The following is a 25,139-nucleotide window of genomic DNA, read 5'->3' as shown; positions in this document are numbered from 1 at the left end:
CCCCACCTCGACCGTAGCTCTTCGGTCACCCTTCGAGCAGAGCCCGCATCCGTTCGATCTCGGCGGTCTGGGTCGCGACGATGGCCTCGGCCATCTCGATCGCACCCTCGTGCGAGCCGCTCGCGAGCTGCTCCTCGGCCATCTCGACCGCGCCCTCGTGGTGCTCGATCATCCGCTCGAGGAAGAGCTGCGACGCGGCGGTCGCGTCGGCGGCCTCGAGCGCGGCGAGCTCGTCGGCGCTCAGCATGCCGCTCATCCCATGGCCACCGCCGGGCATCTCGCGCGGGGCATCCCATTCGCCGAGCCAGGTCTCGAGCTGGGCGATCTCGGGACCCTGCGCCGCCTCGATCTCCTCGGCGAGCGCGGCGACCTCGGGGTCGAGCCCGTCCTTCGCGAGCACGATGCCGCTCATCTCGAGCGCCTGCTCGTGGTGCGGGATCATCATCTGCGCGAACATCACGTCGGCCGCGGTGCCGGCGCCCGCGGGCGCCTCGGTCTCGGTCCCGGCCGTCGAGTGGCCGTCGTGACCGCCCGAAGAGCCATCGGCGTTCGCGGTGCAGCCCGCGAATGCGAGCACCCCGGCGACGCCGAGCGCGACGGCGGGCAGGGTGCGAGCGATGCCGCGGCGGCGCGCGGTCGCACGGGCGCCTGCACGAGCCGCGGTGCTCATCGCTCCGCCACCCGGTATCCGGCCTCTTCGACGGCCGCGGCGATCGCGGCGTCGGAGATGGGAGCGCTGCTCCGCACCGTCACGCCCGAGACACCGCCGTTGACGAGCTCGACCTCGACGGCGTCGACGCCGTCGATGGCCGTGAGCTCCTGGGTCACGTGGGCGACGCAGCTGCCGCAGGTCATGCCCGAGACGCCGAACGTCGCCTCGACGAGCGAAGCGTCGATCGCCGTCTCGGCGGGAGCCGAGGCATCCGTCGACGAGTCGATCGCGCAGCAGGAGCACCCGCCGCCGTCGAGGTCGATCTCGGTCCTGCCTTCTGGTGCGAGCGTCATGGTTCGATCCTTTCGTCGGTCGCCACAACTATACCCCCCTAGGGTATCAATGACGCAAGTCCCGGACGCGTGACAGCATGAGGGAGAGAATTTCTCGGAGCGATGTCGATCCGGCCGTCGCCCGTTCGACGTCAGAGTGAGGCGGGCACTTCGGCCCCTTCCCGAACAAGGAGAATCACCGTGAAGTACATGCTGATCATGCGCTCGAACGACGCAGCCGTCGAGGACTACGAGAACCTCGACTTCACCGAGGTCATCGCCGCCATGGGCGCCTACAACGAGTCGCTCATCAAGGCCGGCGTGCTGCTCGGCGGCGAGGGGCTGACCGACGCGAAGGAGGGCTTCGTCGTCGACTTCGACTCGACTCCCCCGGTCGTCACCGACGGCCCCTACGGCGAGACGAAGGAGCTCTTCAACGGCTTCTGGATCATCCAGGCCTCGAGCCCCGAAGAAGCGGCCGAGTGGGCCAAGCGCTGCCCTCTGGGGCCCGGCTCGAAGCTCGAGGTGCGACGCGTCACCGAGCTCGAGGACTTCCCGCAGGACAACGAGTGGATCCAGAAGGAGGCCGGCTGGCGCGCAGAGGCCGAGGGTCGCCTCGGCACCGCGAACTAGGTCGAGAACATGACCGAGACGGATGCCCCGGGCGCGGCCGGACCGGCGAGCGGCGATGCCGATGCCGCCGCCGACCGCGCCCGGCGCGCCGTGGCCGCCGTCTGGCGCATCGAGTCCGCGCGCATCGTCGCGACGCTCACGCGGTTCGTCGGCGACGTCGGCCAGGCGGAGGACCTCGCGCAGGAGGCGCTCGTCGAGGCCCTGCGGCAGTGGCCGGCCGAAGGCGTGCCGAACAACCCCGGCGCCTGGCTCACCGCGGTCGCGAAGCGCCGAGCGATCGACGGATGGCGCCGCCGCGAGCGCCTCGACGAGCGGTACGCCGCGCTCGCCCGCGACCTCGAGCAGCAGGGCGCCGAGGCATCCGATACGTTCTGGGACCCCGACACCATCGACGACGACGTGCTCCGGCTCATCTTCGTCTCGTGCCACCCCGTGCTCTCGCGCGAGGCGCAGATCGCGCTGACGCTGCGCATCGTCGGCGGCCTCGGCTCGGAGGAGATCGCGCGCGCCTTCCTCGTGCCGACCGCGACGGTGCAGCAGCGCATCGTGCGCGCGAAGAAGACGCTCGCCGCGGCGAAGGTGCCGTTCGAGGTGCCCGAGCCGAACGAGTACGCCGAGCGGCTCGGCTCCGTGCTCTCGGTGCTCTACCTGATCTTCAACGAGGGCTACCTGCCCGCAGCGGGCGACCAATGGGTGCGACCGGATGTCTCGGCCGAGGCCCTCAGGCTCACTCGCATGGTTGCGGGCCTCATGCCTCGTGAGCCCGAGGCGCAGTCGCTCGTCGCGCTGATGGAGTTCACCGCCTCGCGGTTCGCGGCCCGAACGGCCCGCGACGGCACGCCGATCCCCCTCGACGAGCAGGACCGCTCGCGCTGGGACCGCGCGCAGATCGGACGAGGCCAGGCGGCACTCGCCCGAGCCGATGCCATCGGACGTGGACGCGGGGCGTACGGCCTGCAGGCGGCGATCGCCGAGTGCCATGCGGTCGCGGCATCCGTCGACGACACCGACTGGGCCCGCATCGTGCTGCTCTATGAGGCGCTCGGTCGGCTCGCGCCGTCACCCGTGGTCGACCTGAACCGCGCGGTCGCGGTCGCGATGTCGACCGGTCCGGCGAGCGCACTGCGCATCGTCGACGAACTCGTCGCGAACCACAGGCTCGCGGGCTACGCTCCCCTGCCCGCCGTGCGCGGCGAACTGCTGCGCCGGCTCGGCCGCACGGACGAGGCCCGCCGCGAGCTCGAGGCCGCTGCGCGGCTCACCGGCAACGCGCAGGAGCGGGCCTCGCTGCTCGCGAAGATCGCCGAGCTCGCACCGCCGGCTCCGCCAGCCGAGTAGCCCTCGGGGCCGGCCGTCGACGTCACGGCAGTCGGCGTCAGATCCCGTCGCCCGGCGAGACCTCGCCCTCAGGAGCGTCCGATGCCGCAGCGGGAGCCGCAGCAGGAGCGGGGGCGGCCGTCGGGGCATCCGCCGCGCCCGCGGCCTTCGCCGCCCGCTTCGCCCGGCGCCGCTCGCGACCGCCCTCGACGAGGTTGTAGAGCACCGGCAGCACGACGAGCGTGAGCGCGGTCGACGACACGAGGCCGCCGATCACGACGAGCGCGAGCGGCTGCGAGATGAAGCCGCCGTGCCCGGTGATGCCGAGCGCCATCGGCAGCAGCGCGAAGATCGTCGCGAGCGCCGTCATGAGGATCGGGCGGAGACGACGGGACGAGCCGTGCACGAGGGCGTCGCGCACGTTCATGCCGCGATCCCGGTACTGGTTCACGAGGTCGACGAGCACGATCGCGTTCGTCACCACGATGCCGACGAGCATCAGCACGCCGACGAGGGAGGCGACGCCGAGCGGCACGCCAGTGATGACCTGCAGCGCGATCGCTCCGGTCGCCGCGAACGGCACCGAGACGAGCAGCAGCAGCGGCTGCAGCAGCGAGCGGAACGTCGCGACCATCACGATGTAGACGATCAGGATCGCCGCGAGGAGCGCCAGCCCCAGCTGCGAGAACGACTCCTGCTGGTCGGCGCTGACGCCGCCGATCGACGCGGTCGTGCCGGCCGGCAGGTCGACTGAGTCGATCGCCGCGGCGACGGCGCCGCTCGCGGTGCCGAGGTCGTCGCCCGCGGGCGTCGCCGAGACGGTCGCGCTGCGGAGCCCCTGCACGGTGGTGACGGATGCCGGCCCGTCGACGTTCTCGACGGTCGCGAGCGTGTCGAGCCGCACGAGGCCGGCGGGCGTCGGCACCTCGAGGGCCGAGAGCTCCTCGACGGTCGCGGGCGCGTCGTCGGTCGTGAGGTAGATCGTGAGGGTCTTCTCGTCGATCACGACGGTTCCGGCGCGCTGCGGCTGCATCGCGGCCGAGACGAACCCGCCGAGGGCGACCTCGGAGTAGCCCGCTGCCGCGGCATCCGCTCGGTTCACCTCGACGGCGACGTACGGCTGTGACTCGGCGAGGTTCGAGGTGACCTGCGCGAGCGAGTCGATGCCGTCGAGTTCGGCGACGACGGCATCCGTGGCCGCCTGCAGGTCTTCTGCGTTCGAGGCGGTGATGTCGACCTCGATGTCGCTCGAGGCGCCGAAGCCGCTCGAGGCGGCGAGGGTGACCTCGCCGACGTCGTCGAGCGAATCGAGGTCGTCGCGCACGCTCGCCTGCAGGGCGTCCTGGTCGGCGTTCTCGTCGGTCGTGACCGAGTAGGTGATCGTCGCGCCGCCGCCGCCGAACGCCGCGGTGAGGCCGCTGCCCGAGCCGATCGAGGTCTGCACGGTCTCGACGCCCTCGGTGTCGCGGATCGCCTGCTCGACGGGCTGCGAGGCCTCGTCCATGGCGTCGAGGCTCGTGCCGATCGGCAGCTCCTGCGTCACGCGGAAGGTGTTCTGCCCCGATGAGCCGAGGAAGTTCGTCTTCATGAGGGGGATCATGGCGATGGTGCCGCCGAGCACGAGGCCGGCGACGACGAGCGTGACGACGCCGTGCTTGAGGGTCCACTCGATGATCGGCAGGTAGCCGCGCTGGAGGCGCGAGGGGTGCTCGAGCTCGTCGGCCGGAGCGACGGGCTTCGGCTTCGGCTTCACGGCCGTCGCGGTCGCGGCTGCACCCGGCGAAGACGGGAGCCCCGTCGAGCCGGTCTCGTCGCGGAGCTCGGGCGCGAGCCAGACGTCGTCGACGAACGCGGCGGCCGCCATCTCGGCCTCGTCCTCGTGCTTGGCGAGCTTCGCGGGCTTCAGGAACCAGTACGCGAGCACCGGCACGATCGTCAGCGACACGAGGAGCGATGCGACGAGGGCGATCGTCACCGTCAGGGCGAACGGCCGGAACAGCTCGCCCGTCACGCCCTCGACGAGCGCCAGCGGCAGGAACACCGCGACCGTGGTGATGGTCGAGGCCGTGATCGCCCCGGCGACCTCGCGCACGGCGTGCACGATCGTGGCGGCCTTGTCGACGCCCTCGATAAGGTGCCGCTTGATGTTCTCGATGACGACGATGGAGTCGTCGACCACGCGGCCGATGGCGATCGTGAGCGCACCGAGCGTCAGGATGTTCAGGGTGTAGTCGGCGGCCTGCAGCCCGATGAAGGTGATCAGCACCGACGTCGGGATCGAGATCGCGGTGACGAGGGTCGCGCGCACCGACATCAGGAACACGAGGATCACGATGACCGCGAACAGGAGGCCCAGCAGGCCCTCGGTGGCGAGCGACTCGATCGACTGCTCAATGTAGGGCGCCTGGTCGAAGACGACCGTGAACGTCGCGCCGGGGTTCGTCGTGTCGAGCGAGGACTCGAGGCCCGGCAGCAGCGCCGTGACGGCGTTCGACACCTCGACCGTGTTTGCGGCGGGCAGCTTCGTGACCGAGATGGTCAGGGCGGGCTCGCCGTTCACGCGCGAGATGCTCGAGACGGGGTTGTCGGTCAGTTCGACGGATGCCACGTCGGCGATCGTGATCGCCGCGGGCACGCTCGTCGTGGCGGCGGCGGCGGCACCCTCGGGCAGCTCGGCTCCGTCGGGCAGGGTCACTCCGTCGGGCAGCTCGGCTCCGTCGGTCGGAGTCTCCTCGGAGACATCCGGAACCTGTTCGGTGGCGCCGAGCACCGGAAGCTCGGCGATCTCGTCGACGCTCTGGATGCGCGTGCCCGTCTGCACGGCGAACGTCGAGTCGCCCTCGGTGATCGTGCCCGCGGGCACCAGCAGGCCGTTCTGCTGCAGCGCGTCGCGGATGGCCTGCTGGGTGATGCCGTACGCCGCGAGCTTGGCGGGGTCGGGCGTGATGGTGACGCGCTGGCCGATCTCGCCGACGAGGCTCGCCTCGCGCACGCCGTCGACGTCGGTGATCTCGGGCAGGGTCGTGCGCTCGATCTCGTCGGAGAGCGCGCTGATGTCGTCGGCGCCGGTCACGGCGATCTGCAGCACCGGGAAGTCGTCGAGGCTGAGGGCGATGACCTGCGGGTCGACGTCCTCGGGCAGCTGGCCGGCGATGCGGTTCACGGCCGAGAGCATCTTCTGCTCGGCGAAGGCGAGGTCGGTGCCGTAGGTGAAGCTCGCGGTGACGCGCGAGAGGCCCGTCGAGCTCGTCGTCGAGGTCGACTCGAGACCCGTGATGCCCTGGATCGCGGTCTCGATCGGGGTCGACACGTCGGTGTTGACGATGTCGGGCGACGCACCGGGGTAGCTCGTCACGATCGACAGCTGCGGGAACTCGATCGACGGCGCCAGCTCCTGCTTCAGGCTCGTCAGCGAGATGCCGCCGAAGATCGCGACGACGACGGTGATGAGCGCGATGAGGGCACGGTTCTTCATGCTGAGCGCAGCGAGCAGGTGCATTGCTCGATTCTCGCAGGCGCGATCGCCGGGGATATCACATGCCGGTGAAATTCACGCGACATCCGTGCCCGCCATGTCGGCGAAGTGGTCCCGATTGGCCCCCGTCCGGGGGGTATCGTCGCGAGAAGAACCCCCCATAGGGTGGCCAACAGGGGAACGAAGAGGGGTGGCGATGAGCTCCGCGGATGCTGCACGGCAGGTGCCGTGGCTCCGCTACGCCCTCCTCGCGGCCTCCCTCACCGCCGTGTGGCTCGTCATCTCGCTGTTCTCGAGCGCCCCGAGCGCCTCGGCCGATGAACGCGACTCGGGCAGCGGTCTGCTCGGCACCGTCGGCTCGCTGCTCGGTGGCGTGACCGAGGTCACGGGAGCCGTCGGCGGCGTCGTGGACGACGTCGTCGAGACGGTCGTCACGCCGGTCGACCGGGTCGTCGAACCCGTCGTCGAGGTGCTGCCCGAACCCGTCGCCGAACCCGTCGAAGCGGTCGTGCCCGAAGCGGTCGACACCGTCACCGAGACCGTCAACACCGTGATCGGCGGCGGCAACGCGGCCGTCGGCACCATCGTCAACGGCGTCACCGGCACCGTCTCGGACATCGCCGGAGGCGACACCGTCAGCGGCATCACGACCCCGGTCGCCGGACTGGTCGACGGCATCGTCGATGAGCTCCCGATCGTCGGAGCACTGCTCCCGAACGGAACGGTCGGCGGTGTGCTCGGCCCCGTGGCGGGCCTCGTCGACGACACGCTCGGCACCGTCGTCGGCACCTCGCCGCCGCTGCCCACCGACGGCAGCGGCGTGCTCCCCCAGCTCCCGTCGATCCCGCTGCTCCCGGGCGGAACCGACGGCACCGACCCTGGCGGCCAGGTACCCGGTGAACCCGCACCGCCCGGCCGCACCGGCGCTCCGCCCGGCACCGCCGCAGGCGGGCAGAACGCCGTGCTCTCGAGCACCTCCGGAAGCTCGGGTACCACGAACCTCGCACCGGCCATCGACTCCGAGATCGGCGGCATCACGTCGTCCGACGGCGGCTCGCCGGGTGGCGACGGCTCGCCCGCGCTCGGGGCACCGGCGCTCGGCGTCGGCGGTTCGGGCACCGGCGCTGCGGGCAGCGGCGGCGGTGCGGCATCCGGAACTTCAGACGCGGCGTACGCCGCCCTCGAACTCGACGCGCTCGCGTCGCGCGCACTCCACTCGGTCGACGACGCGCTGCCGTCGTCGCCGGTCTACGACACCGACTCCACCCCTGACTGACGGGGGCCGTTCCGCCTGCTCTTGAGGCGGAAGACGGTCATCGCTCCCTGCCCTGGGAGCGACCTCACCCATCAGTTCAGGAGGACTGGATCATGAAGAAACTGCTCTTGAGGGCGCTCTATGCGACCCTTTTCGCCGGGGGCCTCTCGCTCCTCGGCGCCGGAGTCGCCCACGCGTCGGAGACGACGGGCGACGACGGCATCCTGTCGGGCACCCAAGCCGGCATCTCGATCGACCTGCCGATCACGCTCGGCGGCAACGCGATCTCGCTCATCGGGGACTCGTCGTCGCAGGACGCGGGCACCGAGGTCACCGGCGGGGAGACGGCCGAACCGGTCGCCGTCACGTCGGGTGACGACGGGATCGGCTCCGGCAGCCAGGCGCTCATCGACGTGTCGGTGCCGGTGACGATCGGCGGCAACGCGATCTCCGTCGTCGGCGACTCGTCGACGGAGGACGCGACCACCGAGGTCGCTCCGGCACCCGCGCCCACTGCGGGCGAGGGCGCAACGGCGCCGGCAGCGGCCGAGACGAGCGGGGACGACTCCCTGCTCGGCGGCACGCAGGCACTCGTCGACGTGTCGATTCCCATCACCCTCGGCGGCAACGCCATCTCGCTCATCGGCGACAGCAGCAGCGCCGATGCCGGGACGGCGGTCGAGTCGGGAACCGGCACGGAGTCCGGCTCGGGCACGGACGCCGCAACCAGCGGCGACGACGGGGTCCTGGGCGGCACGCAGGCGATCATCGGCGCAGCGGTGCCGATCACGGTCGGCGGCAACGCCATCTCGCTCATCGGCGACTCGACGAGCGAGGGCGCGGCCACGAGCGTCGGTTCGGGCTCCGGCTCGAACGGCGGATCAGCCGAGACCAGCGGCGACGGCTCGATCCTCGGCGGCACGCAGCTGCTGCCGTCGATCGGCCTGCCGGTGACGGTCGGAGGCAACGCGATCTCGGGAGTGGGCGACAGCACGTCGACCGGTGCCGAGACGGTCGTGACGCCAGGAACCGGGGGCGGTTCGGCGACGACGGATGGGAACGGCGGGCTGCTCGGGGGAACACAGCTGCTGCCGAACCTGTCCCTGCCCGTGACGGCCGGCGGCAATGCCATCTCGGTGATCGGCGACAGCGAGACCGACGGGGCGACGACGATCGTCGACCCGGTGGACCCGGTGGACCCGGTGGACCCGGTGGACCCGGTGGACCCCGTCGATCCCGTCGATCCGGTGGATCCCACCGACCCGACGGATCCGACCGACCCCACGACGCCCACCACTCCGGGTGACGGCGGCGGCTCGACGGTCGCCTCGGGAAGCGGTTCGGGCGGAACCGGCGACGGCGCGGACGCGTCGACGCTCGCATCCACGGGCACCGACGCGTCGGGCCTCGGCCTCGCGGCACTCGCGATGCTCGCGGGTCTCGTGCTCGTCGGGTTCCGGCGGTTCGCGCTGAAGCGCTAGCGAACGGGATGGGCCCGGCGCCGCCCTACCGGCGCCGGGCTCGCACCCCCGGGCAGATCACTGCCCCACAGACTCCGTGCCGCAGACCCGTGCGGCACGGCAGGCCCGGTGTGCCCGCACCGCGGCCGGTCGGGGCGGCCCGACGAGCGCAGTCGTCGAGCCGCCCCGCACTCCGTTCCGCGCGGCCGGCCTCGCTGCTCAGGCGCTCGACGGCTCAGATCACCGAGGCGAGCAGGCTCTGGTCGGGCACGGGCGCCGCCCCAGACAGCGAGCGCCAGGCGCGAGAGAGCGCCTGCACCGCGGCATCCATCGTCTCGGCCGGATAGCAGATGGGCAGCCGCAGGAATCGCTCGAAGGCGCCGTCGATGCCGAACCTCGGCCCGGCGGCGATGATGAGTCCCTGCGAGCGCGCGGCGAGTGCGAGCTGGGAGCTCACCGCGGCCCCGAGACCGACCCACGTCACGATGCCGCCGTCGACGTGCGGCACCTGCCACTCGGGGAACGCGTGCGCGAGCAGCCCCTCGAGCCGGTCGCGCCCCGCGCGGAGCTGTTCGCGGCGGAGGTCGAGGATGTCGTCCATGTGCGGCAGGGCGCGAGTGACGAGCAGCTGCTCGATGATCGGCGTGCCGAGGTCGCCGGGCGACCGCACGGCGAGCAGACGACGGATGAGGGGTCGGTCGGCGCGGATCCAGCCCACGCGCACGCCGCCCCAGACGGTCTTGCCGACCGAGCCCACCATGATCGCCGGGCCGTAGGCGGCCATCGGCAGCAACGACTCCGCGCGGTCGATGTCGAGTTCGCCGGTCGTCTCGTCGGCGACGATGACGGTGCCCTGGCGGGCAGCCGCGTCGAGCACGCGCTCGCGCGCCTCGGCGCTCAAGGAGCGCCCCGTGGGGTTCTGGAAGTCGGGCATCAGGTAGGCGGCGACGGGGTTGGAGTGCCCGATCGCGCGCACGAGCGCTTCGGATTCGGCCCGGCCGGCCGGATCGGCGGGGTCGCGAGGCGAGACCCCGACCGGCACGAGCCGGGCACCGGCGGCCCGGAGCGCCTCGTAGGCGTGCGGATACGTCGGCGCCTCGATGATCGCCCGGTCGCCGCGACCGACGAGCGCCCGCGAGAGCAGGGCGATCGCGTGCTGCGCGCCGATCGTGACCATGATCTGCTCGGGCGTCGTCGGGAGCCCGCGCGCCGTATAGCGATCGGCGATGGCAGCGCGCAGCGCCGGCGTGCCGATCGGGTCGAATCCCGCGTCGCCGAGATGCTCGGGCAGGTCTTCGACGGCCTGCCGGGCGAGATCTGGCAGCCAGGGCAGAGCGGGCGGAGCCGCCTTCGAGAAGTCGATGTAGTCGGCGGCCGGAGCCGGGGGCAGGATGGACGGCGCACCGGGCAATCGCGCGACACTGCCCGAGCCGCGCACGCTCAGCACGAGGCCCTGCCCGCGCAGATGCCCGTACGCGGCGGTCACGGTCGTGCGGCTGAGCCCGAGGCGCTCGGCGAGATCGCGTTCGGCCGGCAGCCGGGTGTCGACGGGAATGCGCCCGTCGAGCACGAGCAGCCGGATGCGCTCGGCGAGCGCGTGATACGCGCTGCCGGCGCCCGTGCGCCAGTCGCCGAGCAGGTTCTCGAGTGCCCGTGCCGTCAGTGTGGACTCCGCCATGCGAGCCACTTTAGACGAATTGGCTCTTTGCGAACAGGCCAATCATGCAATTGGATTGCAGCATGCCCCGCTCCATCCGCTTCGCCTCCCCCGATCCGACGCCCGTGCTCGTGCGCCGATTCGTCCAGCTCTTCGTGGGCCTGCTCTTCTACGGCATCGGCATCGCCCTCATCGTGCGCGGGGAGCTCGGCGTCGCCCCGTGGGACGTGCTGACCCAGGGCATCGCGAAGCAGACGAACCTCGGTTTCGGGCTCATCACCGTGATCCTGAGCGGCATCGTGCTGCTGCTCTGGATCCCGCTGCGGCAACGACTCGGCTTCGGCACCGTCATGAACGCGCTGCTCGTCGGCCCCGCGGCCGACCTCGGCCTCTGGCTCATCCCGCCGGGCCTCGACCTCTGGGTGCGCGTGCTGCTGCTGCCCGCCGGCATCGTCGTGCTCGCCATCGCCACCGGCCTCTACATCGGCGCGCACTTCGGCCCCGGCCCGCGCGACGGCCTCATGACGGGCCTGCACCGCGTCACCGGCTGGAAGATCTGGATCGTGCGCACCGGCATCGAACTCGTCGTGCTCGCGGTCGGCTGGGCGCTCGGCGGCAACGTCGGCATCGGCACCGTCGCCTTCGCGCTGCTCGTCGGCCCGCTGTGCGGGATCACGATCCCGATGTTCGCGATCAAGCGCCCTGCGGTCACGACGCCGACCGAGCCGAACGTCGAGCCGGCGGATGCCGCGGCGCCCGCGCCATCCGTCGCCTCCGTGCCATCCGCCGAGCCCGCGGCCTGACCGCGCTGAGACGGCAGTCGCCCCCGAGGTCGGGACACCTCGGGGGCGACTGCACCTCCGCGTCGGAGGCGACGAAGCGCTAGAGCTCGCGCTCCGCGTACGCGGTCATCGCGTCCCGCACGAACTCGGCACCCGCCTGGCCGCCGTAGTTCGCGCCGAAGCGCTCATCGGCCACGTACATCTCGGCGAGACCGAGGAAGTACTCCTTGCTCGGGCCCGCACCGCCGCCGCCGGGCGTGCCCGGAATGCCGCGCAGCCAGTCGAACTGCCGCTGCGCGAGCGCCTGCGCCTCGTCGCCCGCGGGGTCGATACCCCGCTCGAACGCCGCGATCCAGTCACGGCCCAGCTGCGACATCCGCTGCTGCCATGCCGCCTTCTCGTCGGCGCTCATCGAGCGCCACCAGGCGTCGCTCTTCGCATACGCGTCCGTGCCCCAACGCTCCTCGACCTCCTCCTTGTACTGGGTGTGGTCGAAGCCGTCGAACATGTTCTCCGCCATGAGTCGTTCACCTCCTTCCAATGCATCGATGGTGTGCTCGACCGACGCGACCTGCCGCGCCAGCCGTTGCTGCTCGCCGCGCAGCCACTCGAGGTGACTGCGCAGCGCGTGGGGGGCGCTCGCCTCGCGGTCGAGCACGTCGCCGATCGCGGGGAGGCCGAGCCCGAGCTCCCTCAGCAGCAGGATGCGCTGCAGGCGCACGAGCGCGGCGTCGTCGTAGTGGCGATAGCCGTTCGAGCCGATGCGCGTCGGGGCGAGCAGCCCGATGTCGTCGTAGTGACGCAGCGTGCGGCTCGTCGTGCCGGCGAGCTTCGCGATCTCCTGGATCGACCAGTCCACGGCGTGCTCCTCTCTCGTGTCTCTCGTGATCGGGGCGTTCGCGCCCCGCATCTGCCACGGTAGAGGTTGACGCTGCGTCAATGTCAAGCACCGGGGCATCCGGCCCCCGGCCGCTCCCCCCAACCTCGGCGAGTCATTCCCGCGGATATACGATCCGCCACCCCGCGCCGATCGAGCCGCACTCGGCGCGCCGGATCGTATCTCCGCTGGAACCGGCGACTTGCATTGCGCGCAAACGCGATATATCGTGTTCTCATCAGATACGCGATATATCGCGTCACAGGTTTCGAGGGCAGCGGATGCCGCGGCATCCGCACCCCGCACAGAACGCAACCGCGACAGAAGGAGCACCGCATGTCCATCGAGAAGTGGGTCATCAACCCCGGAGAGACCCGGGTCATCGACCTCGAACTGGTTCGCAAGCTCAAGGTCAGCCTCATCGGCGGCAAGGTCGACGTGATCGCCCACGACGAGCCCGGCGCCCGCATCGAGGTCTCCAACGTCACCGGCAAAGACCTGAAGATCGAGATCGACGGCGACTCCCTCGAGATCGACCACCCGCAACTGCGGTGGGACAACTTCATCGACGTCTTCAAGGGCTGGGCCGGCAATGCGAAGGCAGAGGTGTCCATCCTCGCCCCGCGCCATGTCGTCATGAAGCTCGGCATGGTCTCGGGCGACGCACTCGTCTCGGGCTTCACGACCGACGCCAAGCTCTCGACCGTCTCGGGCGACCTCGTGCTCGACAACCACGAGGGCGACGTCGAACTCTCGACCGTCTCGGGCGAGGTCTCGGCCGGCAACCACACGGGCCGCATCACCGCGCACTCCGTGTCGGGCGACGTCGTCGCCACCGGAGACATCCGCTCGTTCAACGCCGACACGGTCTCGGGCAACATGATCCTCGACGCATTCAGCACCCCCGACCGCATCGACACGAACACCGTCGCGGGCGACCTCACGGTGCGCTTCGCCCCCGGGTCCGGCGCCCGCTACCGCATCAACACCGTCGGCGGCACGGTGCTCATCGACGACACGACCATCAAGGGCATGCTGGGCAAAGGCTTCGAGCGCGTCACCGGCGAACTCTCGGGCACCTGGCTCGACCTCGGCGCGAACAGCGTCTCGGGATCGATCTCGGTCATGCGCCGCGAGAAGGCGAGCACGACAGCGGATGCCTCGGGCGCGAGCCGCGGCGACGCGGCGACCGGTTCGGGCGCGAGCGACGACGAGGCATCCGCATGACTCCGCCCGTCTTCGCCCACGGCAGCCTGCGGCTCTACCTGCTCGCCCTGCTCGACGAGCAGCCACGACACGGCTACGAGCTGATCCAGGCGCTCTCCGACCGCTTCGGCGGCACCTACAGCCCGAGCGCCGGCACGATCTACCCGCGGCTCTCGAAGCTCGAGGAGGAGGGCCTCGTCTCGAAGTCCGCCGACGGTCGCAAGACCGTCTACGAGATCACGGATGCCGGTCGCGCCGAGCTCGAGGCACGGCGCGACGAACTCGACGGCATCGAGAACGAGGTCACCGACTCGGTGCGCCGGCTCGCCGACGGCGTGCGGGCCGAGGTCAACGACGCGATGCGGTCGCTCCGCGCCGAGCTCGCGAGCGCCGCCCGAGAGGCCAAGCGCGCGTCGACGAAGACCTCCGCGTCATCCGCGGGCACTGCCAGTGGCGCCGGTGCCTCGACGTCATGGGGCGGCGACGCCCGCGCTGAGACGAGTCGCGCAGTGCACGAGGCCGACCTCGTGCTGAGCGAGTTCCGCCAGCAGCTGCGCACCGACCTGCGCACGCGGGCGAGCCGCGGTCGGGTCACCCCCGAGACGGTCACCCTGCTGCGGGCACGCCTCGCGCAGGTGCGCGCCGACGTGCTCGCCACCCTCGGCGATCACTAGCCGGCCCCGAACCCCGGCGGGCCCAGACCCCGACGGGCCCTGAACCGGGCGGCGCCTCCCCCGGGGCGCCGCCCTCCTGCATTCGTGTCGGCGGGCAGTGGTGTGATGAGGGCATGCCCGACATCGAGCTGCACCCCTGGTCCGACGACGACCTCGCGCTGCTGCACCGCGCGAACACGCACGAACTCATGGACCAGCTCGGCGGCCCCGAGAACGACGAGCAGGTGCTCGCCCGGCACGAGCGGTACCTTCGCCTGCAGCGCGAGGGCACGGCCCACCAGTTCCGCATCGCGATCCCGGGGCACCCCGAGGGCGTCGGCGTCGTCGGCTACTGGCAGCACGACTGGCACGGCGAGCCCGCCCTCGAGGCCGGCTGGTCGGTCGAGGCCGAGTACCGCGGCAAGGGCATCGCCCCGGCCGCGGTCATCGCGATGCTCGACGCCGCGCGCGCCGCTGGCGAGGTGCTGCCCGTGCACGCGTACCCTCGGGTCGACAATCCGCCGTCGAACGCCGTCTGCCGCAAGGCGGGCTTCCGCCTGCTCGGCGAGGAGGCGTTCGAGGTGAAGCCCGGTCTCGTGCTGCACACGAACGACTGGGTCGTCGACCTCGCACCGCCTCCTCGCTCCGAGCCCGACGAGCGATGAGGCTCACACGAGCGTGTCCCCGATGTAGCCTCCCTCGGCGCAGCCCGGCGGAATCGCGAACACCGCCGACCCCACGGGCGTCGTCCACTCGTTGAGCAGGTCGAGCTCGTCGAGTCGCCGCTGGATCGGCACGTACTGCCGGTCGACGTCGGCCTGGAACGAGGCGAAGAGCAGCCCCGCATCCGACACGGATGCCCCGGCCGGCGCCTCGTCGTAGTTGTACCCGCGGCGGTGGATGCGCTCCCCCGGCACGTCGCTCCGCGATCGCCGCAGGTGCGAGAAGTCGGGGATCACCGGGAAGCCCACCGGGCCGAGCGCCTCGAAGTCGGGCTCGTCGTGCTCGCGCTCGCCCGTGAGCGGGGCGCCCGAGGCGAGCGTGCGGCCGACGGATGCCTCGCGCCCGGGCCGATCGACCCGGTCCCACCCGTCGAGGTCCATGGCGATGCGACGCAGCACCATCGAGGTGCCGCCGGTCATCCAGGCGGGTTCCCCCGTCGACCAGACGAGCTCGTCGAAGTCCGCCGTGCCGGGCTTCGGGTTGACGGTGCCGTCGAGCTGGCCGAAGAGGTTGCGCATCGTGCGGCCCTCGGGCTCCGATCCCGCCGCACGGCGGAACCCGCGTTGGGTCCAGCGCACCGCCGCGAAGCTGCGCGCATCCTTCAGCAGCATGCGCGCCGCGTGCGAGACCGTGACCGCGTCGTCGGCGCCGATCTGCAGCAGCAGGTCGCCGTCGTTCCAGCGGGGGTCGAGGCGGTCGATGCCGAACGGTGGCAGGGGCCGCAGCCAGCTCGGGGCCTCGGCACCGGCACGGGCGACGAGCCCCGGGCCGAAGCCGAACGTGACGGTGAGCCGCGCGGGCACCTCGGCGAGCTCGGGTTCGGTGTCGGCGAGGGGCGCGCGCCCCTGCGTCACACGCGCGGCGTCGTCACTCAGCACCCGCAGCATGCGGCGGAGCGCCGCCGCGTCGACCTCTGGCAGCAGGTCGAGCGCGATGAAGACCGCGTGCGACTGCGGCGGCGTCTCGATGCCGGCCTGGTGCACGCCGTGGAAGGGCACGATCGCCTCGCCGACGGCGGTTTCCGAGACGGTACCACCGGCGCCGTCGGCACCCGCGCCCGCACCCGCGGCACCCGCGGCATCGTTCCCCGCCCGAATCGCGGCCGACGCGCCGAGCGCGACCGCAGCACCGGCTCCGGCCGCGGCGGCGCCTCCGAACAGGAGATGCCGCCGCGAGAACCCGGAGCCGCCGGGTTCGCCGGTCATCAGTGCGCCTCGTGGCCTTCGTCGTACTGTTCGTTCGCGCCCTGGTAATCCTTGACGGGCGCGACCACGTCGAGCGTCGAGCCGTCGGAGAACGAGAGCGTGACGGTGACCTCGTCACCGGCCTGCAGCGGGCCGGTCAGGCCCATGAGCATGACGTGGTTCGCGCCGGGCTCGAGCATGAGGTGGCCGCCGGCGGCGATCTCGAAGCCGCCCTTCTTCTCGCGCATGGTCATGGCGCCGTCGGACTCGACGGTCTCGTGCAGCTCGGCCGTCTCGGCGGCGTCGGTCTCGGCGCCCGAGAGCGTGATCGAGGTCGCGCCGCCGTTGTCGACCATGCCGAAGAGCGCGGTCATGCCGTCGTCGCCGGCCTTGACCCAGGCATCGGTGACGGTCACGGATGCCGCAGCCTCGGCCTGAACCGATGCGGCGGGGGTCTCGGCGGGCTGGCCGCCGGCGCACCCGGCGAGGGCGAGCACGGCCGCGAGCGCGGCGCCGAGGGCAGGGGTCATCGCAGTGGAACGCATGTGTTCTGCTCCCCCGGGCTCAGGCGTCGTCGCCGGACGTGCCGGACGTGCCGGACGTGCCGTTGCCGCTGCCCGAACCGTCGCCCGAACCCGCGCCGGGGCCCGCGCTCTTGCGCTTCGCGTTCAGGATGACGGCGGCGATGAGCGCGAGGATGCCGAGTCCTCCGACGACGAAGCCGGCCACGGCCCATCCGTCGGGGCCGCTCTGCGCGGTCTCATCGGCTTCGTGGTCGCCGCCGTCGGCGTGCTCCGTTTCGGTCGCCGCGTCGTCATGGGCCGACTCCTCGGCCCAGACGCCGGTGGCGTCGGCGCCGACTCCGAAGTCGATCGTGCCCTCGATCGGGTGCCCGTCGCTCGAGACGGCGCGCCAGCGCACCTGGTACTCGCCCTCGAGGTTGGCGGGCAGTGCGGCCGTGACGTGCGCGCCCGCGATCACGGGGTCGCCCACTTCGACGTCGCCGCCGTGGTGGTCGACCACGACGATCGCCGTGCCGACCTCGATGATGTCGTTCGAGAAGTCGAGGGCGGCCTCGGTCGGGGCGGTGTCGAAGACCTGGCCGGGCTCGGGGCTCGAGCCCACGAGCTCGTCGTGCGCGAAGGCGGGCGAGGCGCCGGCCAGGGTGATGCCTGCGGCGACGGTGAGTGCTGCGGCGGCGAGCACCATGGCGCGCAGGCGCGTCGTGCGGTCGGTGGTCGTGGCGGCGACTGCGGTCGTCTGGGTGTTCATTGCGATGGGAGTCTCTCTCCTCGGGTCCGGGATCCGGCGGCGCTCACGAGTGGGCGGGCCGCAGGGGCATCCGGAATGCTCTGGTTCCGCCGGTCGGCGGGATTACGCGGAGGCGAGGACGAGCGGCGGTCCGCGCGAGCCCAGCGCGGTGAAGCGGAGACGGGATCGGAGCTGCGGCACGCGCGTCGCGAGGACGCGACGAACGACGGGAACGAGCAGTGCGAGCGACGGCACCGGCTCGGTGAGCCGCAGCACGAAGCGGCGCGCCGCCGCGGTGAGGGTTCGCCACGCGGCCTGCTCGACGGCGAGCAGGTAGACGATGGTCGCGACCGCGGCGAGCGCGTGGCCGACGAGCATGGCGGTGTCGGCGTGCACATGACCGGCCGGCGCAGCACCCGCAGCACCCGCGGCGCCGTCGACGAAGGCCACCGCCTGATGGTGGCCGGCGGTGCCGCTGACGACGAACGATCCGCTCGAAGCGCCCGCGCCGGCGCCCACGCCGAACAGCAGGTGGAACGCCCCCTGGCTGACGATCACCGCGAGGGTGGTGCGCAGCGGGGTCGAACGGCGGCCGACGAACGCGACGGATGCCGCGAGCGCCACGATGCCCGCGAGCACGAGCCCGACCGCGCCGGGAGCCTCGCCGGCGGCGATGCCGTGCGAGAAGGCCGCGAGGAACAGGGCGACGACAGCGGTAGCCGAGCCACGCGCGAGCTGCGCCGCACGGTTCACAAGTGCCCCCGGAAGTCGAGTGTTCGAAGAGTCGCCACAACTCTACAAGGCACCGCTGTGCGCCGTGCTTGACACCCCCTGAGGCGGGTGTAGTCTCAACCGCCGTGACGAATGAGGCGGACACACCACCGGCCGAGCTGAAGTCGCCGAAGCACTGGATCATCGGCGACCCACTCCCTACCGAGCATCTCGAGGGCCAGCTCCTTCCGAAGCGTTTCGCTCTGCCGATCTTCGCGAGCGACCCGCTCTCGTCGGTGGCGTACGCACCGCAGGAGCTCCTGATGATCCTCATGGTCGGCGGGCTCGCCTTCCTGAGCTTCGCGCCGTGGGTCGCACTCGCGGTCGTGGTGCTGCTCGTGACGGTCGTCGCGAGCTACCGCCAGCTCATCCGCGCCTACCCCTCGGGCGGCGGCGACTACGAGGTCGCCCACCGCAACCTCGGCGAGAAGGCGGGCCTCGTCGTCGCGTCGGCCCTGCTCGTCGACTACGTCATGACCGTCGTCGTGTCGGTCGCGTCCGGCGTCGACAACATCATCTCCGCGATCCCCGAGCTGAACCCGTTCCGGGTCGAGCTCGCCATCGTGTTCGTCATCATCCTCGCGGCCATCAACCTGCGCGGCGTCTCGGAGTCGTCGAAGGCGTTCGCCGTGCCGACGTATCTCTTCATCGGCAGCGTCTTCGTGATGGTCGTCGTCGGCCTGACCCGCACGTTCATGGGCGATCCGCCGGTCGCCGAGTCGGCGACCTTCGGCGTCGAGGCGGAGTCGCTCACGCAGGCGGGCATCATCCTGCTGCTGCTGCGCTCCTTCGCGAGCGGATGCTCCGCCCTCACGGGTGTCGAGGCGATCTCGAACGGCGTGCCGGCCTTCCGCCGCCCCAAGGTGAAGAACGCGCAGCGCACGCTCGTGCTCATGGGCGGCATCGCGATCGTGCTCTTCGCCGGCCTCACCGCGGTCGCGCTCATCTCGCAGGTGCACTACGCCGAGGATCCATGCCACCTGATCGGCTGGACCGAGTGCGCGACCGAGCCGCAGCGCAGCCTCATCGCGCAGGTCGCCGCCGCCACCTTCGGCGACGCGACCATCGCCTTCTACGTGATCCAGGCCACCACCGCCCTCGTGCTGCTGCTCGCGGCGAACACCGCGTTCAACGGCTTCCCGTTGCTCGGCTCGGTGCTCGCCCGCGACGGCTACGCGCCGAAGTCGCTGTCGACCCGCGGCGACCGCCTGATCTACTCGAACGGCGTCGTGATCCTCGCGCTCGCGGCATCCCTGATCCTGCTGATCTTCCAGGCGAACCTGACGGTCCTGATCCAGCTCTACATCATCGGCGTCTTCGTCTCGTTCACGCTCGGACAGACGGGCATGGTGCGGCACTGGCTGCGCGAGCTCTCGCGGCTGCGGCATCCGGCCAAGGGGGCGTCGAAGCGCGCCCCACGCGACGCCGATGCCGACAACGCACCCCCGCTCACTCGCGGCGCGATCCTGCGCGCACTCGTGATCAACGCGATCGGCGCCGCGATGACCGCGGTCGTGCTCATCGTGGTCACGGTCACGAAGTTCACGCACGGCGCGTGGATCGTGTTCCTGCTGATGCCGATCCTGTTCTTCCTGATGATGGGCGTGAACCGCTACTACCGCGACGTCGAGAAGGAGATCGAGGTCGACCCGACCACGACCTTCGGCGCATCGGGCGACCACGCGATCGTGCTCGTCGGCCGCATGCAGAAGCCGACCCTCAAGGCGCTCGACTACGCGATCGCGGCCCGCCACGACTCGCTCGAGGCGATTCACGTCTCCCTCGACGAGGAGCAGACGAAGCAGCTCAAGAAGGACTGGGTCAAGCAGAACATCCACGTGAAGCTGCGCATCCTGAACTCGCCCTACCGCGACCTCAGCTACCCGCTCATCACGTACATCAAGTCCCGGCGCGAGGAGCACGGCGCCGAGGTCGTGACCGTGTACATGCCGCAGTACATCGTGGGCCACTGGTGGGAGAACATCCTGCACAACCACAAGGCACGGCGCATCCGCCAGAAGCTGCTGCTCGTGCACGGCGTGACGGTGTCGCTCGTGCCGTGGCTGCTCGACTCCTCCGACCTGCTCTACGGCCGCCGCTCGCGCCCGCTGCCGGGTCAGGACCGTCGCGGGGAGCCCGTGCGCCCCGTGCCGCGCCGTCCGGTCGTCGAGTCGAACCAGAAGCGCCGGCGTTAGGCCGTCGGGGTTAGGCTGCCGACATGGCCACTGAGTTCACGGATGCCTCGGTGCACGAGTTCATCGACCAGGTCGGGCACCCCGTGCGGCGCCGTGACGCCCAGACGCTGCTGGAGCTGTTCTCGCGCATCACGGGTGAGCAGCCGCGCATGTGGGGCCCGACGATCGTCGGGTTCGGCGAGTACCACTACGTCTACGACAGCGGCCGCGAGGGCGACGCTCCGGCGGCGGCGTTCTCACCCCGCAAGGGTGCCACGACGGTCTACCTCAACCCGGGCCTCACCGAGAACCCCGAGCTGCTCCAGCGGCTCGGCCCGTACTCGAACGGGCTGACCTGCCTCTACCTGAAGGACCTCGCCGACGTCGACCTCGACGTGCTCGCCGAACTGGTGCGCGAGTCGTACACGTCGGTCACCGAGGGGCCCGAGCAGCCCGACGCCGGCGAGGTCGGTGCGTGAGCAGGATGCGCCCCTCCTGAGCATGATGCAGGGCTCCGGCCGCCCGCGGGCGCGCAGCCTGAGCCCCGGTCAGCGGAGTGTCCCGCCGTCAGCCCAGACGTAGGGCGCGCGCGAGGCGACGCCTCCGACTGCAGCGCGGCCGGCGAGACGCAGGGCACCGTCGAGCGGATCGCCGAGCGGCGCCACCGTCTCGACGTCGGGACGAAGCACGGCGACGGTCTCGGCGAATGTGCTCACGAGCAGCCCACCGGCGCTCACGACGCCGCCGGTCAGAGCGAGCCTCGGCTCGAGCCCGGGTGCGAGCGCGGCGAGGCCGCTTCGAGCCGCCTCCGCGCCGGCTGCCGCGACGATCGTCGTCGCAGCTGCGTCGCCGTCGCTCGCGAGCGCGAACACGTCAGGGGCGAACCCGGCGAGCACTCCCGCGCGATCATCACGGGTGTACAACTGCGCCGGCCAGCCGAGCGGATCGCCGAAGCGGGCACGAGCGGCGGCGAGCAGCGCCGAGCCCGACGCGTCCACACCGTCGTGCGCACGGATCGCGGCCCGGAGCCCACGGTTGCCGATCCACGCGCCGCTGCCGCGATCCCCCAGCAGGTGACCCCAGCCGTCGACGCGGCGCCAGATCTCGTGCCCGTCGGTGCCGAGCGCGACCGCGCCGGTGCCGAGGGCGACGATCGCACCCGATCCGCCGCCGAGCGCACCGAGGTGGGCCGTGACGGCGTCGATCGCGACCGCCGTGGGCGGGCGTCGATCGGACGGCGCCCTGCCGACCGCGAGTTCGGTCCCCATCGCCTGGAGGAGCGCCTCGGGCCGGGCGACGAGCGTGGCGAGCCCCGTCGCGCCGAGTGCCACGCCGTCGACCCCGGCGAACTCCTCGGGCCAGAGGTCGCGCGCCCGGCGCAGCAGGGCGATCGCCGTCTGGGGAACCGAGCTCCCGGCCGCGGTCACCCCGATGCGCTCGCCGGCGAGTTCACGCCGCGGACCGGCCCCGGCGCGGATCGCGACCCGGCTGCCGGAACCGCCGATGTCGATGCCGAGCAGCAGGCTCACTTGCTCATGCCGGCCGTGAGTCCCGAGACGATCTGCTTCGTCGCGAGCAGGAAGAGCACGACGAGCGGGATCGTCGCGAGGGTGAGTCCGGCGAAGAGCGTCGCCCAGTCGGTCTGGTACTCGCCGAAGAACCGGGTGATCCCGACCGGCAGCGTGTAGGAGTCCTGATCGCGGATGAGGATGAGCGGGTAGAAGAAGTCGTTCCAGACCGGCACGAAGCGGAACACCACGACCGTCGCGATCGCGGGCTTCACGAGCGGCAGGTGCACCCGCCAGAAGGTCTGGAACGGGCCGGCGCCGTCGAGCCGTGCCGCTTCGTCGAGTTCGATCGGCAGCTGGCGGAAGAAGCTCGACAGCACGAAGGTCGAGAACGGGATGCCGAGTGCACCGTAGACGAGGATCAGGCCCCAGAGGTTCGAGATCATGCCGGCCGCGTCGAGCAGGAAGAACAGCGGCAGGATGGCGAGGTAGACCGGCAGCATGAGCCCCGAGAGGAAGAGTCCCTCGAGCGCCGTGAACAGCTTCGACTTCGTCCGGGCGAAGGCGTAGGCCGCGAGCAGCGACACCACGGTCGACAACAGCACCGAGGCGACGGTGACGAAGATCGAGTTGAAGAAGTAGGTGTCGAACGAGGCCGTGATCCAGGCCTTCTGGTAGCTCGTGAAGTCGGGCGGCAGCGGCAGGCCGAGGGGCTTCGTCGCCATGTCCTGCGTGGTGCGCAACGAGTTCGAGACCATGAGCAGCAGCGGTGCGATCGAGATCGCGGCGTACAGCCAGAGGAAGACGCTCGAGGCCATGCCGCCGGCGGTCACCTTCGGGCGGCGGCGCGGTGCTCCGCCGTTCGGGCGACCGGTCTTGCGTCCGTCGCGGCCGTCGGACTGCGCGTCGGCGGTGCTGGGGGTGATCGTCGCGGTCATCAGAAGAGCTTCCGTTCGGCCCGGCGCAGGAGCATGGTGATCAGCATCGAGATTCCGAAGATGAAGATGAACAGCAGGGTGGCGATCGCCGAGCTCGTGCCGATCGCGTTCGAGGAGCCCGACTCGAAGGCGGTGCGGTAGAAGAGGAGGCTCAGCACGTCGGTGGCGCCGGCCGGATTGCCCTGGGAGCCGCCCAGCGCGTACGGGATCGGGAACGCCTCCATCGCGCCGATGAACGTGAGCACGCTCACCGTGCCGATCGCCGGCACGAGCATCGGCAGGGTGATCGAGCGGAAGCGCTGCCACGCACTCGCGCCGTCGAGCGAAGCGGCCTCGTCGATCTCCTCGGGGATGCCGCCGAGGGCGGCGCCGTAGAGCAGCACCGGGAAGCCGATCCACTGCCAGGCCGTGACGAGCACGACGACCCAGATGGCCGTCTGCGGGTTGCCGAGCCAGGGCTGGGCGAGCTCGCCCAGCCCGATGCCGCGCAGGACGGCGTTCACCGGGCCGAAGAGCGGCGAGAGCATCAGGGACCACAGGTAGCCGATGACGAGCGGGGAGACGAGGTAGGGCAGCGTGTACATCGTCTGGAAGAAGCGCTTGAAGCGGGTAAGGCGGTGCAGCAGGCTCGCGAGCCCGAGTCCGACCGTGTTCTGGAACACCATCGCGCCGAAGAACAGCAGGATGTTGTGCACGAACGCGTTCGGGATGTCCTCGCTGTACGGCAGTTTCGTGAGCAGGGTGACGTAGTTCTCGATGCCGACGAAGTCGCCGCGCAGGATGCCGGTCCAGCCGAAGAACGAGTAGCTGAGTGCGGTGAACAGCGGATAGGCGATGAAGACGGCGAAGAGGATCAGCGCGGGGAGGACGAAGACCATGCCCGCCCGTCGGGACAGGGCGATGCCCGTGTTCCCGCGCCGGCGGGGCGCTGCGAGTGCAGGGGTGGCGGACATGGTCTTCGTTTCCTCGCTATGGGGTGGGGGTGGGCGTGCGGACTACTCGCCGGGGACGAACCACTGCGAGATGCCGGTCTGCAGCGCGGCCGCGGCTCCCGCGGCATCCGTCTCGCCCAGGAACATTTTCTGCACCTGCTGGCCGAGCACTGCGGTGCCGAGCGGCTCGCCGTAGCGGAAGTCGACGAGCAGCAGGTACGGAGCCTGGCCGTCCTCGTAGTTGGACCACGCCTCCTGCATGGCGGCGTCCTCGTACTCGACCCCGGGGATCGCCGAGAACTGGTTCAGCTCGTCGGCGACGAGCTGGCCGAACTCGGGGGTGGCGAGCCAGTTGAGCAGCTCGACGGCCTCGTCCTGGTGGGTCGACTTCGAGTTGATGGCGAAGTTGCCGTCGGCGTAGGCCGGTGAGACCGGCGCGTCGAGCACGGCGTCGTCGGGCACGGGCACCTGGTAGGAACCGAACTCGAGGTCGGGCGCCTGGTTGCGGAAGGTCGCGATCTCGAACGAGCCGCCCGGGAACTGCGCCGCCTGGCCCGAGGAGAACTGGATCTGGCTGTCGGTGTAGCTCACGCCGACGACGTCGGAGGTGAGGTACTTCTCCATCTCGGTGATGATGCCGAGCGAAGCGACGTAGTCCGGGTCGTTGAAGTCGGTCTCGCCCGAGAGCACCTGCTCCTCGAACTCCGAACCGCCGTAGCGGGCGCTGCCCACGATGTCGGCGAAGATCGGCAGGATCCAGTCGTCCTTGGCACCGAGCGCCATCGGCGTGATGCCGGCGGCGAGCAGCTTCTCCTGGACGTCGATGAACTCGTCCCACGTGGTCGGGACCTCGAGGCCCTGGTCCTCGAAGATCTGCTTGTTGTAGAACATCTGCAGGGTCTGGGTGGCCAGCGGCACGGCGTACGTCTTGCCGTCGGCCTTCCCCTTCGCACCGGCGATGACGCTGGGCGCGATGCCGTCAAGCCCCTCGACCTTGCCGTCGATCGGCTCGAGCTGACCGGCCTCGATGTTCGGCTGGAGCTGGCCGTAGGCGCGCACCATGGGCACGTCGGGGCCGTCGCTGCCCGCGAGGCCGGTGGTGAGGATCTGGTTGTACTCGGTGTTCTGGAACGCCTCGAACTCGACGGTGATGTTCGGGTGCTCCTCCTCGAAGACGTCGAAGATCTTGTTGTAGGCCTCGACGTCTTCGGTGCGCCACGACCAGACCTTCAAGGTGACCGCGTCACCGCTCGCCTGCTCGTCGCCACTGGAAGCGCTCGGCGCACAGGCGCTGAGCAGCAGGGCCGAGCCGGTCAGCAGCGCTGCGGCGGTGAGGATACGTCGCCTCATCATGTTTCT

23 protein-coding genes are annotated in these 25,139 nt (G+C 71.0%); 10 read left to right on the top strand and 13 right to left on the bottom strand.

The window, feature by feature from the left end; genetic code table 11:
• Nucleotides 1-25: 25 nt before the first annotated feature.
• Nucleotides 26-670: a DUF305 domain-containing protein gene (locus JOE59_RS18065; protein ID WP_204463031.1), complete on the bottom strand. Its 645-nt coding sequence runs from the start codon at nt 668-670 to the stop codon at nt 26-28.
• On the bottom strand, nt 667-1,005 hold the full coding sequence (locus JOE59_RS18060) for a heavy-metal-associated domain-containing protein (protein ID WP_204463029.1): 339 nt from the start codon (nt 1,003-1,005) through the stop codon (nt 667-669). The genes JOE59_RS18065 and JOE59_RS18060 overlap by 4 nt, the downstream gene beginning before the upstream one ends.
• Nucleotides 1,006-1,185: 180 nt before the next feature.
• Between JOE59_RS18060 and JOE59_RS18055 the strand changes: the two genes are divergently transcribed.
• Together JOE59_RS18055 and JOE59_RS18050 are read left to right on the top strand one after the other, a co-directional pair.
• Nucleotides 1,186-1,617, top strand: coding sequence for a YciI family protein (locus tag JOE59_RS18055; protein WP_204463027.1), 432 nt, complete (start codon nt 1,186-1,188; stop codon nt 1,615-1,617).
• 9 nt (nt 1,618-1,626) lie between these two features.
• On the top strand, nt 1,627-2,955 hold the full coding sequence (locus JOE59_RS18050) for an RNA polymerase sigma factor (protein ID WP_204463025.1): 1,329 nt from the start codon (nt 1,627-1,629) through the stop codon (nt 2,953-2,955).
• 37 nt (nt 2,956-2,992) lie between these two features.
• On the opposite strand, the gene JOE59_RS18045 is transcribed toward JOE59_RS18050, so the two are convergent.
• Nucleotides 2,993-6,433, bottom strand: a complete 3,441-nt coding sequence (locus tag JOE59_RS18045; RefSeq protein ID WP_204463023.1) for an efflux RND transporter permease subunit — start codon at nt 6,431-6,433, stop codon at nt 2,993-2,995.
• A 172-nt stretch (nt 6,434-6,605) separates the two neighbouring features.
• Here JOE59_RS18045 and JOE59_RS18040 point away from each other — a divergent pair, with 172 nt between their 5' ends.
• Nucleotides 6,606-7,685 carry a hypothetical protein gene (locus tag JOE59_RS18040; protein WP_204463020.1) on the top strand — a complete coding sequence of 360 codons (1,080 nt, stop codon included), beginning with the start codon at nt 6,606-6,608 and terminating at the stop codon, nt 7,683-7,685.
• Between the two features lie 92 nt (nt 7,686-7,777).
• Nucleotides 7,778-9,145 carry a hypothetical protein gene (locus JOE59_RS18035; RefSeq protein ID WP_204463018.1) on the top strand — a complete coding sequence of 456 codons (1,368 nt, stop codon included), beginning with the start codon at nt 7,778-7,780 and terminating at the stop codon, nt 9,143-9,145.
• 214 nt (nt 9,146-9,359) lie between these two features.
• Here the strand turns inward: JOE59_RS18035 and yczR are convergent, their stop codons facing one another.
• Nucleotides 9,360-10,802, bottom strand: a complete 1,443-nt coding sequence (yczR, locus tag JOE59_RS18030) for a MocR-like transcription factor YczR (protein WP_204463016.1) — start codon at nt 10,800-10,802, stop codon at nt 9,360-9,362.
• A 62-nt stretch (nt 10,803-10,864) separates the two neighbouring features.
• On the opposite strand from yczR, the gene yczE reads away from it, so the two are divergent.
• Nucleotides 10,865-11,584, top strand: coding sequence for a membrane protein YczE (yczE, locus tag JOE59_RS18025; protein WP_204463014.1), 720 nt, complete (start codon nt 10,865-10,867; stop codon nt 11,582-11,584).
• A 79-nt stretch (nt 11,585-11,663) separates the two neighbouring features.
• Here the strand turns inward: yczE and JOE59_RS18020 are convergent, their stop codons facing one another.
• Complete coding sequence (locus JOE59_RS18020) at nt 11,664-12,422, bottom strand: MerR family transcriptional regulator (RefSeq protein ID WP_204463012.1); 759 nt, start codon at nt 12,420-12,422, stop codon at nt 11,664-11,666.
• A gap of 354 nt (nt 12,423-12,776) precedes the next feature.
• Between JOE59_RS18020 and JOE59_RS18015 the strand changes: the two genes are divergently transcribed.
• From JOE59_RS18015 to JOE59_RS18005, 3 genes are all read left to right on the top strand, one after another.
• On the top strand, nt 12,777-13,667 hold the full coding sequence (locus tag JOE59_RS18015) for a DUF4097 family beta strand repeat-containing protein (RefSeq protein ID WP_239560373.1): 891 nt from the start codon (nt 12,777-12,779) through the stop codon (nt 13,665-13,667).
• Nucleotides 13,664-14,320 carry a PadR family transcriptional regulator gene (locus JOE59_RS18010; protein ID WP_204463011.1) on the top strand — a complete coding sequence of 219 codons (657 nt, stop codon included), beginning with the start codon at nt 13,664-13,666 and terminating at the stop codon, nt 14,318-14,320. The genes JOE59_RS18015 and JOE59_RS18010 overlap by 4 nt, the downstream gene beginning before the upstream one ends.
• Nucleotides 14,321-14,433: 113 nt before the next feature.
• Nucleotides 14,434-14,964 (top strand): GNAT family N-acetyltransferase, encoded by a 531-nt coding sequence (locus tag JOE59_RS18005; RefSeq protein ID WP_204463008.1) that lies wholly within the window; start codon nt 14,434-14,436, stop codon nt 14,962-14,964.
• A gap of 3 nt (nt 14,965-14,967) precedes the next feature.
• On the opposite strand, the gene JOE59_RS18000 is transcribed toward JOE59_RS18005, so the two are convergent.
• The 4 genes from JOE59_RS18000 to JOE59_RS17985 form a co-directional block, all read right to left on the bottom strand.
• Nucleotides 14,968-16,227, bottom strand: coding sequence for a Dyp-type peroxidase (locus JOE59_RS18000; protein WP_204463006.1), 1,260 nt, complete (start codon nt 16,225-16,227; stop codon nt 14,968-14,970).
• Nucleotides 16,227-16,751: a copper chaperone PCu(A)C gene (locus JOE59_RS17995; RefSeq protein ID WP_204463004.1), complete on the bottom strand. Its 525-nt coding sequence runs from the start codon at nt 16,749-16,751 to the stop codon at nt 16,227-16,229. The genes JOE59_RS18000 and JOE59_RS17995 overlap by 1 nt, the downstream gene beginning before the upstream one ends.
• Before the next feature lie 19 nt (nt 16,752-16,770).
• Complete coding sequence (locus JOE59_RS17990) at nt 16,771-17,478, bottom strand: copper resistance CopC family protein (RefSeq protein WP_204463002.1); 708 nt, start codon at nt 17,476-17,478, stop codon at nt 16,771-16,773.
• 102 nt (nt 17,479-17,580) lie between these two features.
• The gene (locus JOE59_RS17985) at nt 17,581-18,210 is read right to left on the bottom strand and encodes a hypothetical protein (RefSeq protein WP_204462999.1); all 630 of its coding nucleotides are present in this window, start codon (nt 18,208-18,210) and stop codon (nt 17,581-17,583) included.
• Nucleotides 18,211-18,314: 104 nt separating this feature from the next.
• On the opposite strand from JOE59_RS17985, the gene JOE59_RS17980 reads away from it, so the two are divergent.
• Both JOE59_RS17980 and JOE59_RS17975 read left to right on the top strand, forming a co-directional pair.
• Nucleotides 18,315-20,423: an APC family permease gene (locus JOE59_RS17980; RefSeq protein WP_307837115.1), complete on the top strand. Its 2,109-nt coding sequence runs from the start codon at nt 18,315-18,317 to the stop codon at nt 20,421-20,423.
• 23 nt (nt 20,424-20,446) lie between these two features.
• Nucleotides 20,447-20,881 (top strand): DUF1801 domain-containing protein, encoded by a 435-nt coding sequence (locus JOE59_RS17975; protein ID WP_204462997.1) that lies wholly within the window; start codon nt 20,447-20,449, stop codon nt 20,879-20,881.
• 69 nt (nt 20,882-20,950) lie between these two features.
• Here the strand turns inward: JOE59_RS17975 and JOE59_RS17970 are convergent, their stop codons facing one another.
• From JOE59_RS17970 to JOE59_RS17955, 4 genes are read right to left on the bottom strand one after another with little or no spacing between them, the layout of a single operon-like run.
• On the bottom strand, nt 20,951-21,931 hold the full coding sequence (locus JOE59_RS17970) for a BadF/BadG/BcrA/BcrD ATPase family protein (RefSeq protein ID WP_204462995.1): 981 nt from the start codon (nt 21,929-21,931) through the stop codon (nt 20,951-20,953).
• Complete coding sequence (locus JOE59_RS17965; RefSeq protein WP_084183781.1) at nt 21,928-22,848, bottom strand: carbohydrate ABC transporter permease; 921 nt, start codon at nt 22,846-22,848, stop codon at nt 21,928-21,930. The genes JOE59_RS17970 and JOE59_RS17965 overlap by 4 nt, the downstream gene beginning before the upstream one ends.
• Complete coding sequence (locus JOE59_RS17960) at nt 22,848-23,801, bottom strand: carbohydrate ABC transporter permease (protein WP_204462993.1); 954 nt, start codon at nt 23,799-23,801, stop codon at nt 22,848-22,850. The genes JOE59_RS17965 and JOE59_RS17960 overlap by 1 nt, the downstream gene beginning before the upstream one ends.
• A gap of 42 nt (nt 23,802-23,843) precedes the next feature.
• Nucleotides 23,844-25,133, bottom strand: coding sequence for an ABC transporter substrate-binding protein (locus JOE59_RS17955; protein ID WP_074259723.1), 1,290 nt, complete (start codon nt 25,131-25,133; stop codon nt 23,844-23,846).
• Nucleotides 25,134-25,139 lie beyond the last annotated feature (6 nt).

The organism is Agromyces cerinus, assembly GCF_016907835.1.
GTDB lineage: Bacteria > Actinomycetota > Actinomycetes > Actinomycetales > Microbacteriaceae > Agromyces > Agromyces nitratus.
Note: the sequence above shows the minus strand (reverse complement) of the source record. Positions and strands in the feature narration are given on the sequence as shown.